General features: G+C 71.2%; 8 protein-coding genes and 2 pseudogenes. 6 read left to right on the top strand and 4 right to left on the bottom strand.

The genetic code is table 11. From position 1 onward, the window contains the following. Positions 1-218, bottom strand: a 218-nt coding sequence (locus tag x551_RS12440; RefSeq protein ID WP_036248738.1) for a PAS domain-containing protein, incomplete at its 3' end; no start/stop codon positions are given. A 76-nt stretch (positions 219-294) separates the two neighbouring features. Beyond that, the gene (locus x551_RS12435) at positions 295-1,434 is read right to left on the bottom strand and encodes a type IV pili methyl-accepting chemotaxis transducer N-terminal domain-containing protein (RefSeq protein ID WP_051511992.1); all 1,140 of its coding nucleotides are present in this window, start codon (positions 1,432-1,434) and stop codon (positions 295-297) included. Between the two features lie 476 nt (positions 1,435-1,910). Here x551_RS12435 and x551_RS12430 point away from each other — a divergent pair, with 476 nt between their 5' ends. After that, positions 1,911-3,167: an MFS transporter gene (locus x551_RS12430; protein ID WP_011829908.1), complete on the top strand. Its 1,257-nt coding sequence runs from the start codon at positions 1,911-1,913 to the stop codon at positions 3,165-3,167. A gap of 54 nt (positions 3,168-3,221) precedes the next feature. On the opposite strand, the pseudogene x551_RS12425 reads toward x551_RS12430, so the two are convergent. Continuing rightward, positions 3,222-4,929 (bottom strand): annotated as a pseudogene (locus x551_RS12425) (bifunctional protein-serine/threonine kinase/phosphatase). Between the two features lie 140 nt (positions 4,930-5,069). Here x551_RS12425 and nirB point away from each other — a divergent pair. From nirB to cobA, 5 genes and pseudogenes are all read left to right on the top strand, one after another. After that, on the top strand, positions 5,070-7,529 hold the full coding sequence (gene nirB, locus x551_RS12420) for a nitrite reductase large subunit NirB (RefSeq protein WP_036233856.1): 2,460 nt from the start codon (positions 5,070-5,072) through the stop codon (positions 7,527-7,529). A gap of 18 nt (positions 7,530-7,547) precedes the next feature. Further along, on the top strand, positions 7,548-7,928 hold the full coding sequence (nirD, locus tag x551_RS12415; protein WP_036233853.1) for a nitrite reductase small subunit NirD: 381 nt from the start codon (positions 7,548-7,550) through the stop codon (positions 7,926-7,928). 32 nt (positions 7,929-7,960) lie between these two features. After that, positions 7,961-10,747, top strand: a pseudogene (locus tag x551_RS12410) (molybdopterin-dependent oxidoreductase). Positions 10,748-10,864: 117 nt separating this feature from the next. Continuing rightward, positions 10,865-11,821 (top strand): DNA-binding protein YbiB, encoded by a 957-nt coding sequence (ybiB, locus tag x551_RS12405; protein WP_011829913.1) that lies wholly within the window; start codon positions 10,865-10,867, stop codon positions 11,819-11,821. Further along, complete coding sequence (cobA, locus tag x551_RS12400; RefSeq protein WP_036233850.1) at positions 11,805-12,584, top strand: uroporphyrinogen-III C-methyltransferase; 780 nt, start codon at positions 11,805-11,807, stop codon at positions 12,582-12,584. The genes ybiB and cobA overlap by 17 nt, the downstream gene beginning before the upstream one ends. 7 nt (positions 12,585-12,591) lie before the next feature. Here the strand turns inward: cobA and x551_RS12395 are convergent, their stop codons facing one another. Continuing rightward, positions 12,592-13,047: a hypothetical protein gene (locus tag x551_RS12395; protein ID WP_036248736.1), complete on the bottom strand. Its 456-nt coding sequence runs from the start codon at positions 13,045-13,047 to the stop codon at positions 12,592-12,594. Positions 13,048-13,207 lie beyond the last annotated feature (160 nt).

Below are 13,207 nucleotides of genomic sequence, written 5' to 3'. Positions count from 1 at the left end.
TGATCGGCGGCGCGCAGCGCGCCGGCGGTCGGCGCGGTGAGCAGTTCGGCATCGGTCCGGCCGCAGGCCTCGGTGGGCACGCCGAGCGCTGCGACCGCCGCCGCGTTGAGGTGTGTGTAGCGACCCGCGGCGTCCTTCGTGTAGACGGGCAGACCGAGCTTTTCGAGCGCCTCGGCAAGGGCCGACGCGGTGGCGGAGGACTCGTAGGAAACGCTCATGGTGCTCGAACCATGATAGCCCTGCACCGCAGGCGCGCCCCCCCAGCTTGAGGGTGTCGAACCCCCTAGCGCTGCATCAGCCGATCAGCGTCTGCATGCTGTGCTCGATCTGCCCGGTGAGCTGCTCGAAGCGCTCGAGCAGCGTGTCGCTCGCGTCGGCCAGCTGCTGCCGGCCAGCCGGCGTGCCGGCGGCGTCGATGCCGGCACGCATCTGCGGCCAGGCTTGCGCCGCGGCGGTCAGCGTCGCGCGGATCTCGGGGGTCGACAGCGGCGCGGCCTGCAACGCGGCCAGCGCCTGCTCGGCCTCGAGCGCTGTTCGCTGGGCCGCCTCGCGCGCCAGCGCGGCCATCGGACCCGGCAGCAGCGTGGCCAGCAGCACCTCCTTGGCCAGCCGCTGGCTCAGCATGCGCTGCCGGCCCGCGAGGTTGATCACGTGCAGACGCGGCATGCCGCTGGCCTGCTCCAGGGCGGCGGTCAGTGTCTCGGCGGCCTGCAGCAGCGCCTCGGCCAGCGCATCGAGCTTGAGCAGGCGCGCAGCCTGCGGTGCTTCGCGGAGCGTCGCGTCCAGCGGCTTCCAGGCGCTCAGCACGCCGTCCAGCAGGTCGCCGAAGGTGGGTTTGGACAGCAGGCGCCCCAGTTGGGCCAGGTTGGCCTCCAGGCGCTCGACCGCCTGCGACTGCAGAACCCGCGCCGCGCCGGCCTCCGCCTCACCGCCAGCGACCTGCAGCGCATAGAGCTTGACCAGCCGCTGCGACAGCATGCGCAGCTGGCCGGAGCGGTTGACCCCGGCCGCGTCCTGCGCGGCATCGATGAGCAGCTGGGCCGCCTGACCGACGCGCAGTTGCTGCTGCATCGCGCTCTGGCGCAGCAGCCTGAACGCCTCGTCTTCCGGGACCTGGCGCGCCAGCATCAGGATGCCCTTGGCTCGGTCGACCAGCTTGCGTTCTTCGTAGCGGTTCCCCAGGTCCGCGAGCGCATCGCGCAGCCCGCGCTCGTGCCGGAAGCGCGCCTGCACGAGCTGCAGCAACGGCCGCAGCCGCGCTGCGGCGTAGCCCTGCGCCACCCAGCCCTGCACGCCGCACTGCAGGGCCCGCTCCATGGCCTCGACGCCGGCGTCGCCGCTGAACACGAGCACCGGCAGGGCCTGGGTCGAGCGCAGGATGTCCAGCGCACGGAACAGCGGCTCACCCGGGTGCGAAGACCAGCCCACCAGCACGTCGGTCCCTGCCGCAGTGCCTCCTGCACCAGCTTGTCGCATGGACAGGCACCAAGCACGTGAATGCCGGCCGCGCGCAGATCGGCTGCCAGCGGCGGCGCACCGTGATCGGGGTCGAGCACAAGGAGAACGGAAGTCACGCGACGACGGGCCTTTTCAGAGGAGCGGACGCAGGGCGCGACCTGCGGGGGGCGCCAGTATGGAGCAGCCGGCGTGGCGCCGGCCGCTCCCCCTGGCACGGATGCTGCTCCGCACAACGCGGGCGCAGCGACGCGCCCGGATCGGCGCTCCGCACGCCCGGTCCTGTGCACACCGACGTGCCCAGCTTCGTGCCTTCGTCACTCGCCCCCCGGGGGCCGAGCGACTGTTCTCCCTGGAGAAGCACCATGAGCTCGCCGTCGTCGGCCGCCATCATCGCGGCGCCCCACCTCCCCTTCTCGCATCGCTGCCGCGCGTGAGCGCAGGCACGTCACGCAATGGCTGATTTCAAGACCTTCGTGCGCTCGGGCCACTGGCCCACGCTGCTCGCGTCCTTCCTTTACTTCGACTTCTGCTTCGCGATCTGGGTACTGAACGGCGCGATGGCGCCCTTCATCAGCGAAAGCTTCCAGCTCACCGCCGCGCAGAAGGGCTTCATGGTGTCGGTGCCGATCCTGGCCGGCGCGCTGATGCGCTTCCCGCTGGGCGTGCTGTCACAGTACATCGGCCGCAAGAACGCGGCGATGGTCGAGATGGGCCTGATCGTCGCCGCACTGGGCTACGGCTACGGCTACGTCGACAGCTACGACGGCGTGCTCGCGATGGGGGTGCTGCTCGGCATCGCCGGCGCGAGCTTCGGCGTTGCGCTGTCGCTGGGCTCGGGCTGGTTCCCGCCGCAGCACAAGGGGCTGGCGATGGGCATCGCCGGCGCCGGCAACTCGGGCACGGTGCTCGCCGTGCTGTTCGCGCCGCCGCTGGCGGCCAAGTTCGGCTGGTCCACCGTCTACGGTCTGGCGGCCTGCACCATGCTGCTGCCGATGCTGGTGATGTGGTTCGCCGCCAAGGAGCCACCGGACCGCGAGCACCAGACCCTGCGCGAACACGTCGCCTGTCTGTTCGAGAAGGACGGCTGGGCCTTCAGCCTGATCTACATCATCACCTTCGGCGGCTTCATCGGCCTGGCGAGCTTCCTGCCGACCTACTTCTACGACCAGTTCCACGTCACCAAGATCGAGGCCGGCCAGTTGACGATGCTGGCCACGCTGATGGGCTCGGCGGTGCGCGTGCTGGGTGGCTACATCTCCGACCGCATCGGCGGCATCAACACGCTCAGCGGCGTGCTGATGATCGTGATCGTGACGCTGGTAATGTGCGGCTTCGCGGGCGGCTCGGTCGCGGTCACCACGCTGCTCTTCATGCTGTGCTTCGCGGCGCTCGGCGCCGGCAACGGCGCGCTGTTCCAGCTGGTGCCGCTGCGCTGGCCGCTGACCACCGCGGTGGCTGGCTCGATGATCGGCGAGGTCGGCGCGCTCGGCGGCGGCTTCCTGCCCAATGCGATGGGGCAGTCCAAGCAACTGGCGGGCACCTACCTGTGGGGCTTCGTCGCCTTCGCGGTGCTGGCGCTCGTGATGCTGGTGATGCTGCGGCGCGTGCAGATCCGCTGGACCCGCACCTGGGCCGAGAAAGGCGGGCGCGCCCGCCCGATGACCGCGCCGACCGACTACGGTGCCGCCAGCCGGACCGCTCAGCGCTAGTCCCGGGGCAGCCGCATGATTCGCCTCCAGCCCGGTGCCGCCGCCTGCCCCGCTTCAGCGCGGCAGGAACAACAGCCACACCACGAGCAGCACGTTGAACAGCAGCGAGATCGCGAAGGCGATCTTCCACAGCGCGTTCGGGTCGCGGGCGACGAGCGGCGTCGCCGGCGGTGCGGCGAGCGGGCGCGACGCGCCGCGCTCCAGCGCCAGCACGAACTCCTCGGCCGTCTCGAAGCGCTGCTGGCGCTCGCGCGCCACGGCCTTCAGCACCACGTGGTCCAGCCAGATCGGCAGCTCGGGCCGCAGCCGCGAGGGCGCGATCGGGTCGCGCCGGTAGCGCGCGATCTGGAACGGCTCGATCTCGCCGTACGGCAGCCGGCCGCTCAGCCAGCGGTAGAGCGTGACGCCCAGCGCGTAGAGGTCGCTCGCCGCGTCGGCGCCGGCATGCCCTGCTTCCCACTGCTCGGGATTCATGTAGCTGGGCGTACCAGCATGCAGGCTGCGCACCGCTGGCGGCTCGCGACCGGAGATTGCCACGCCCAGGTCGAGCAGGCGCCACTGGCCGTCGTCGCCCAGGTGCAGGTTGGCCGGCTTGACGTCGCGATGCACCACGCGCTGACGGTGCAGCCGGCCCAGCGCGCGCGCCGCGGCCAGCGTGCCCTGCACGATCTCCTCCACGCTGAAGGCCTGACCGGCCTCCAGCAGCTGCTCGAGCGTGCGGCCGCCATGCCAGTCGAACACCGCATAGAAGGCGCTCGGGTCGCGCGGCTCGCGCACCCGCACGAAACCCTGCCCGTCGCGCTCGGTGACGGTGCGGCCCAGCCAGGCTCATGGGCCAGCATCGCGCGCTCCTCGGGATCGCCGGCACGCGACTCGTGCAGCGTCTTGATCGCCACCAGCTCGCGCGTCGCCGCATCGCGCGCCTGCACCAGCCGGTGCACGCCGGTGTTGGCCACCAGCGCGGTGATCACATAGCCGTCGAGCGTGTCGCCCACCTTGAGGCGCGGCGGTATCGGCAACTGGCGTCCCAGCAGCAGGGCGTCGTCCAGGCTGCCGGCATCGAGCCCGCGCACGCGGACGACCAGCGCCGTGGCGTTGTCTCGGCCCCCGCCGCGAGCGCCGCCTCGACCAGTCGCTCGCTCGCCTGCTGCGCGGTCTCGGCGGCGCCGAGCAGCTCGCGCATCGCGGCGTGCTTGAGCACCTGGTGCACACCGTCGCTGCTGAGCAGCAGCGTGTCGCCGATCTGCAGCTCGCCCTGGTGGAAGTCGATGCGCAGGCTGTCGTCGAGTCCGATCGCACGCGTGAGCTGGCTGCGCAGGTCCGGGTGGTCGAAGGCGTGGTCGTGGGTGAGTTGCGTGCATTCGCCGCCGCGCAGCAGCCAGGCCCGCGTGTCACCGACGTGGGCCACGGTCCAGGTGTGCCCGCGCAGCACCACCGCGGTCAGCGTGGTCAGGCCCGACGCATCGCCGCTGCGGCGCCGGTTGTGGTCGACCAGCCAGGCGTTGTGAGCCCCCAGCAGGCGGTCGAGCGCGACGGTGGTCTCCCAGGTCGCGGGCACGGCGTGGAAATCGTTGACGAGCGAGATCACCGCGGTCTGCGCCGCCACCAGGCCGTGGCCGCCGGCCGACACGCCGTCGGCGATGGCCGCGATCAGGCCGCGGCCGGCCTCGTGCGGCGCTGCCCGCAGCGCCGCGGCGAAGTCCTCGTTGCGCTCGCGCGGGCCCTTGTGGCTGGCATGCCCGATGTCGACGTCGAAGCTCATGAAAGGCCGCAATCCAGGTTCCCCCCGCGCTGCAGTGCGCCGCGGCCGGGGCGCGCCGATTCTGCCGCCGAACGCCGCGCGCGCCGCCGCGCTGGCACCCCGATTGCTAAACCTCAGCTGTGGTCGAAGGAGATCTGCGCATGAAGAAGATGAAACTCGTGATGGTGGGCAACGGCATGGCCGGCGTCCGCACCCTGGAAGAGCTGCTGAAGATCGCGCCCGATCTCTACGACATCACCGTGTTCGGCGCGGAGCCGCATCCCAACTACAACCGCATCCTGCTGAGCCCGGTGCTGGCGGGCGAGCAGACGGTCGACGAGATCATCCTCAACCCGCTCGACTGGTATGCCGAGCACGGCATCGCGCTGCACCTGGGCAAGAAGGTCACCGAGATCGACCGCGTGAAGCGCATCGTTCGCGCGTCCGACGGCACCGAGGCCGAATACGACCGCCTGCTGATCGCCACCGGCTCCAACCCCTTCATCCTGCCGGTCCCGGGCAAGGACCTGGAGGGCGTGATCGCCTACCGCGACATCGCCGACACCAACACCATGATCCAGACGGCCGAGAAGTACCGGCACGCCGTCGTGATCGGCGGCGGCCTGCTGGGGCTGGAGGCCGCCAACGGCCTGATGCTGCGTGGCATGCAGGTGACCGTGGTGCACATCATGCCGTGGCTGATGGAACGCCAACTCGACGACGTGGCGGGCAGGCTGCTGCAGAAGTCGCTGGAGGACCGCGGCCTGAAGTTCCTGATCGGCGCGCAGACCGAGCAACTGATCGGCGACAAGGACGGCCGCGTGATGGCCGTGCGCTTCAAGGACGGCCAGGAGATCCCCGCCGACTTGGTGGTGATGGCCGCCGGCATCCGCCCCAACACCGAACTCGCCCTGAAGGCCGGCCTGCACTGCTTCAATGACGGCCGGGGCGGCATCGTCGTCACCGACACCCTGCAGACCGTGACCGACCCGCGCATCTACTCCGTGGGCGAATGCGCCGCGCACCGCGGCATCGCCTACGGGCTGGTGGCGCCGCTGTTCGAGCAGGGCAAGGTGTGCGCGACGCACCTGGCGCAGTTCGGCATCGGCCGCTACACCGGCAGCCTGACCAGCACCAAGCTCAAGGTCACCGGCATCGACCTGTTCTCGGCCGGCGAGTTCATGGGCGGCACCGACACCGAGGAGATCGTGATGAGCGATCCCTTCGGCGGCGTCTACAAGAAGCTGGTCATCAAGGACGACAAGCTGGTCGGTGCCTGCCTGTACGGCGACACGGTCGACGGCTCCTGGTATTTCAAGCTGCTGCGCGAGGGCCGCAGCGTTGCCGACATCCGCGACAAGCTGATGTTCGGCGAGTCCAACATCGGCGACACCGGTCACGAGGGCCACAGCAAGGCGGCCGCCATGGCCGACAGCGACGAGGTCTGCGGCTGCAACGGCGTCACCAAGGGCACGATCTGCAAGGCCATCAAGGAGAAGGGCCTGTTCACCCTCGAGGAGGTGAAGAAGCACACCAAGGCCAGCGCGAGCTGCGGCTCCTGCACCGGCCTGGTCGAGCAGCTGCTGATGTTCACCGCCGGCGGCGACTACTCCGCCGCCCCCACCAAGAAGGCGATGTGCGGCTGCACCGACTACAGCCACGCCGAGGTGCGCGAGGCGATCCGCACCGTGCCGTCGGACGGCAGCAAGCTGCTCACGGTCGACGGCGTCTACAAGGCCCTGAACTGGCGCACCCCGAACGGCTGCTCGAGCTGCCGGCCGGCCGTCAACTACTACCTCATCAGCACCTGGCCGAAGGAGGCGCGCGACGATCCGCAGTCGCGCTTCATCAACGAGCGCAGCCACGCCAACATCCAGAAGGACGGCACCTACTCGGTGATCCCGCGCATGTGGGGCGGCGAGACCACGGCCTCCGAGCTGCGCCGGCTCGCCGATGCCGTGGACAAGTACAAGATCCCGACCGTCAAGGTCACCGGCGGCCAGCGCATCGACCTGCTGGGCGTGAAGAAGGAAGACCTGCCCGCGGTCTGGAAGGACATCGGCATGCCCAGCGGCCACGCCTATGCGAAGGCGCTGCGCACCGTGAAGACCTGCGTGGGCAGCGAGTGGTGCCGCTTCGGCACCCAGGACAGCACGCAGATGGGCAAGGACCTGGAGCGCGCGATGTGGCGCATGTATGCGCCGCACAAGGTGAAGTTCGCCGTGTCGGGCTGCCCGCGCAACTGTGCCGAGGCCGGCATCAAGGACGTCGGCATCATCGGCGTCGATTCCGGCTGGGAGATGTACGTGGCCGGCAACGGCGGCATCAAGACCGAGGTGGCGCACTTCTTCGTCAAGCTCAAGACGCCGGAGGAGGTGCTGGAGTACACCGGCGCCTTCTGCCAGCTCTACCGCGAGGAAGGCTGGTACCTCGAGCGCACGGTGCACTACGTGAACCGGGTCGGGCTCGACTACGTGAAGAAGAAGATCCTCGACGACGCCGAGGGCCGCAAGGCGCTGTGGGAGCGGCTGCAGTTCGCGCTCGACGGCGAACCCGACCCGTGGTTCGAGTTCGACAAGGCCGAGGTCGACAAGCGCCAGTTCGACGCGCTGAACGCCTGAGCCCGAAGGAGACTGATGATGAGTGACTGGAAGACGATCTGCCGTGTCGAAGACATCCCGGTGCTGGGCGCGCGCCGCGTGCTGCGGGCCAACGCCGTGGCCGTGGCGGTGTTCCGCAACAGCGAGGACAAGGTGTTCGCGCTGCTCGACCGCTGCCCGCACAAGGGCGGCCCGCTGAGCCAGGGCATCGTGTTCGGCGAGAGCGTGGCCTGCCCGCTGCACAACTGGACCATCGGTCTGGCCGACGGCTGCGCCAAGGCGCCCGACGAGGGCTGCACGCCGACCTTCGCCTGCAAGGTCGAGGGCGGCGAGGTCTTCCTCGATGCCGCGGAACTGGCCGGCAAGGCACTCGACGCCGTCGCCCCGGTCGCGGGCCCCTGCAGCAAGGCGACGGCCTGAAGACGACGACTGACGACCGCACGCCCGATCCCATGCGCGAGACCCGATCGACCTGTCCTTACTGCGGTGTCGGCTGCGGCGTGATCATCGAGTCGCAGGGCGCGCAGATCACCGGCGTGCGCGGCGATCCGGAGCACCCGGCGAACTTCGGCCGCCTGTGCACCAAGGGCAGCACGCTGCATCTCACCGCCTCGGCCGCCATCACGCAGCAGACGCGCCTGTTGCAGCCGCTGCGGCGCGCTGCGCGCGGCCAGACCGCCCAGCCGGTGGGCTGGGATGCCGCGCTCGACGAGGCCGCCGAGCGCTTCGCGGCGGTGATCGCGCAGCACGGTCCCGACGCGGTGGGCTTCTACCTGTCGGGCCAGTTGCTGACCGAGGACTACTACGTCTTCAACAAGATCGCCAAGGGGCTGATCGGCACCAACAACGTCGACACCAACTCACGCCTGTGCATGAGCAGCGCGGTGGCCGGCTACAAGGCGACGCTCGGCGCCGACGCGCCGCCGGCCTGCTACGACGACCTGAAGCACGCCAGCACGATCTTCATCGCCGGCAGCAACACCGCCTGGGCCCACCCCATCCTGTTCCGCCGGCTCGAGGACGCGCGCGCCGCCAACCCGGCGATGAAGCTGATCGTCGCCGACCCGCGCCGCACCGAGACCGCCGAGGTCGCCGACCTGCACCTGCCGCTGCTGCCCGGCACCGACGTGGCACTGTTCCACGGCTTGCTGCATCTGCTGATGTGGGAGGGCCTGACCGACACCGCCTACATCGCCACCCACACCACCGGCTTCGAGGCGCTGCGCGACCGGGTGCGCGAGTTCACGCCCAAGCACGTGGCCCAGGTCTGCGGGCTCGACGAGGCCGCCATCGTGCAGGCGGCGCGCTGGTTCGGCCAGAACACGCCGACGCTGAGCCTGTACTGCCAGGGCCTGAACCAGAGCTCGAGCGGCACCGACAAGAACGCCGCGCTGATCAACCTGCACCTCGCCACCGGGCAGATCGGCAAACCCGGCGCCGGCCCGTTCTCGCTGACCGGCCAGCCCAATGCGATGGGCGGGCGCGAGGTCGGCGGCCTGGCCAACCTGCTGAGCGCGCACCGCGACCTCGCCAACCCGCAGCACCGCGCCGAGGTCGCCGCGCTGTGGGGCGTGCCGGACGTGCCCGCCGCACCAGGCAAGAGTGCGGTGGAGATGTTCCAGGCCGCCGCCGACGGCGAGATCAAGGCGCTGTGGATCAGCTGCACCAACCCCGCACAGTCGATGCCCGACCAGACGACGGTGCGCCGCGCCCTCGAACGCTGCGAGTTCGTCGTGTTGCAGGAAGCCTTCGCCACCACCGCCACCGCGGCCTATGCCGACCTGCTGCTGCCGGCCACGACCTGGGGCGAGAAGGACGGCACCGTCACCAACAGCGAACGCCGCATCAGCCGCGTGCGCCCGGCCGTTGCGGCGCCCGGTGAGGCCCGCCACGATTGGGCCGCCGCGGTCGACTTTGCACGCCGACTCGAAGCGAAGCTGCCGCGCCGCGTCGCGAACGGCGGCTCGCTGTTCCCCTATGCCAGCCCCGAGTCGGTGTGGAACGAACACCGCGAGAGCACGCGCGGACGCGACCTCGACATCACCGGTCTCAGCTACGCCCGCCTCGACCAGGGCCCTCAGCTGTGGCCCTGCCCGCAAGGCCAGGCCGAAGGCCGCGCCCGGCTCTACGAGGACGGCGTGTTCGCCACCCCCGACGGCCGAGCCCGCTTCGCGGCGATGGCCTATCGGCCGGTGGCGGAGCCGCGCGACGCGCGCTACCCGGTCTCGCTGACCACCGGCCGGCTGCGCGATCACTGGCACGGCATGAGCCGCACCGGCACGCTGGGCCGGCTGTTCGGCCACGTCGCGGAGCCCGGCGTCGAGATCCATCCGCGGGAGCTGGTGCGTCGCGGCTGGGAGGAAGGCGCGCTGGTGCACGTGACCTCGCGCCGCGGCTCGGTGATGCTGCCGGTGCGGGCCAGCGATTCGGTCGCGCCGGCGCAGGCCTTCGTGGCGATGCACTGGGGCGAGGAATTCGTCTCCGGCCTGTCGCCGTCGGGCGTGCGGCTGGCCGGCATCAACACGCTGATGCCCAGCGCCTACTGTCCGCAGTCGAAGCAGCCCGAGCTCAAGCACGCGGCGGTGAAGCTGCTGAAGGCCGAGATGCCCTGGCAACTGCTCGCCGCTGCCTGGCTGCCCGAGGACCAGGCCCTGCTGGCGCAGCAGCGGCTGCGCGACCTGATGCCCTCGTTCTCCTACGCGCACTGCGTGCCCTTCGGGCGCGAGCCGCATGCGCGCGGCGTGGTCGGCGTGCTGTTCCGGGCCGCCGCCGAGGAGCCGGCGGCCGACGAACTGATGGCGCAGATCGAGAGCCTGCTCGGCGTGGCGGGCCCGCAGGCGCTGCGCTATGCCGACCCCAAGCGCGGCCAGCGTCGTGCGATGCGGCTGGTGGCCGGCGACGGCGGCAACGCGAGGCTCGACGCCTTCGTGCTCGGCGGCGACATCCGCGCCGAGGCCTGGATCAAGCGCTGCTGACCGACGAACTGCCGGCGCAGGCCTACGGTCGCGCGCTGCTGCGGCCGGGCGCCGAGCCGCCGGGGGCGGTGGTGGCGCGCGGCAGGCAGGTGTGCTCGTGCTCAACGTCACCGAGCCCGAGATCCTGGACGCCTCACGCGCTGCAGCGGAACCCCGGAGGCTCGGCTCGATCAACTGCAAGGCCTGCTGAAGTGCGGCACGAACTGCGGCTCCTGCATTCCGGCCTTGCGCACCCTCGTTCGCGGTTCGGTGCAGGCCGCCTGACGCACACCAGGGGAGTGCGCATTCGACGAGCGTGCGCTAGCCTCCGTTTGCAAGCCGTTGCACCTGCGACGGCACAGACGGCCGGCTTGGCCTGAGTCTTGCGGAACACGGATCACGATGGGCATCGCGCACTACCTCAAGGAAATCGGCCGCGGCAAGGAAGGCGCACGTTCGCTGACCGAGGCCCAGGCCCGCGACCTGATGAACCAGGTTCTCGACCGCACGGTGAGCGAGGCCGAGCGCGGCGCGTTCGCGATCGCGATGCGCATCAAGGGCGAGAGCACCGAGGAGTTGGCTGGTTTCACCGCCTGTGCGGCCGAGCGCAGCCTGGTGCTGGAGGCGGATGCCATGCCGGTGCTGCTGCCCTCCTACAACGGCGCACGCAAGCTGCCCAACCTCACGCCGCTGCTCGCGCTGCTGCTCGCGCAGGAGGGCGTGCCGGTGCTGGTGCACGGACCGCTGCACGATCCGGCGCGCGTCACCACCTACGAACTGTTCGAGAGCCTGGGGCTGCCGATCGCGCGCGACGCCGCCGGCGTGCACGATGCCTGGGCGCGCCATGAGCCGGTGTTCGTGCCCACCGCGGTGCTGTGCCCGGCGCTGGTGCCGCTGCTCGAACTGCGCTGGGTGCTGGGCCTGCGCAACCCGGCACACACCGTGGCCAAGCTGCTGACGCCGCGAGGCCGCGCCTGCCTGCGCGTCGTCAACTACACGCACCCTGAGTACGCGGCCGCGCACACGCGCTTCCTGCAGCACACCGGCGCACATGCCCTGCTGATGCGCGGCACGGAGGGCGAGCCGGTGGCCGACGCGCGCCGCCTGCCGAAGCTCGACATCTTCATCGCCGGCACGCCGCGGCCCGAACTCGGCCGTTCCGCGGTCGAGGGCGTGCTGGCCGAGCTGCCGCTGCTGCCGCGCAGCAGCGATGCCGCGACGACGGCGGTCTACATCCAGGCGGTGGTCAGCGGAGAGAAGCCGGTCCCCGGCCCGCTCGTCGAGCAGGTCGAGGTGCTGGTCCGCGCACACGCGGCCATGCGACAACACGAGGAAAGAACCCATGAGCGCTCGGCCTGAACCTCCGGTGCCGACGGTCTGGCTCGTCGGCGCCGGCCCCGGCGACCCGGAGCTGCTGACCTTGAAGGCGGTGCGCGCGATCCGCGCTGCCACGGTGCTGCTGGTCGACGACCTGGTCGGCGACGCGGTGCTGCGCTACGCGCGCCGCTCGGCGCGCATCGTCCACGTCGGCAAGCGCGGCGGCTGCCGCAGCACGCCGCAGGCCTTCATCGAACAGTTGATGCTGCGCGAGGCGCTGGCCGGCGAACGCGTGGTGCGGCTCAAGGGCGGCGACCCGTTCATCTTCGGGCGCGGCGGCGAGGAAGCCGCCTCGCTGCGCGCGCACGGCGTGCACGTCGAGGTGGTCAACGGCATCACCGCCGGCCTCGCCGCGGCCACCTCGATCGGCGCACCGCTGACGCACCGCGACCATGCCCACGGCGTGATGCTCGTGACCGGCCACGCCAAGGACGAGTCCACCACGCTGGACTGGCGCGTGCTCGGTGCGGCGGCCGCGCAGGGCCTCACGCTGGTGATCTACATGGGCGTGAGCCAGGCGGCCCGTCTGCAGGCGGGCCTGCTGGAAGCCCTGCCGGCCGGCACGCCGCTCGCCATCGTGCAGCACGCCAGCACCGCGCGGCAGCGCAGCGCGCTCACCACGCTCGGCGGCCTGCTGGACACGCTGGCGCGCGAAGGCCTGGGCAGCCCGGCCGTGCTGATCGTCGGCGACGTGCTGCGCGGGCTGGCACAGCTGTCACCCCCGGTTGCCGCGCAGGCGGCCTGAGCGTCCGTCAACGATCGACGGGCGCCGCCCGCAGCAGTTGCACGCCGGGCCGGTTGCCGACCAGCGTGATCGCGTCGAAGGCCCGCCGTGCCGGCTCGTCGCCGAGGTCGAAACCGGTCTGCCGACGCCAGCCGCCGGTGATCTGCACCACGCGCTCGCGCACCGGCTGCAGCGACGTGCCCGGGCCGTGGACCTCGTCGATCACCCGCAGGAAACCGGCGAGCACGCTGGGTCCGTCGGCATGCTCGGCCCACACCACGCAGCGGCCATCATCCGCGAGCGCCAGTTGCAGCAGGGCCTCGCGGTCGGGTGCGGCGTAGACCTGCCCGCTCGCCCCGCCGAGCAGGCTGCTGCGCTGCGCATCATCGGTCTGCAGCGGCGCCAGGCCGGCAGCCAGCGCCAGGTCGACCCGCGCACCGGCATCGCCGCCGGCGACGGCGCAGGTGCGACCGTAGAGCTCCACCGCTTCCTGCGCCAGGTCCGCGCATCGACCACTGGTCCCTGCACCACCGCATCGGTGCGCGCCGAGCCCGGCGGCGCCACGAACTCCGGCCCGGCCGATTGCGCCGCGACCGACTGCAGCACGGCCACCAGCACCACGCCGATCCCCGAGCCTCCGCCCC

Source organism: Methylibium sp. T29 (genome assembly GCF_000576205.1).
Taxonomy (GTDB): Bacteria; Pseudomonadota; Gammaproteobacteria; order Burkholderiales; family Burkholderiaceae_C; genus Methylibium; species Methylibium petroleiphilum.
The sequence above is the reverse complement of the archived record's forward strand: the minus strand, read 5'-3'. Positions and strand labels throughout refer to the sequence as shown.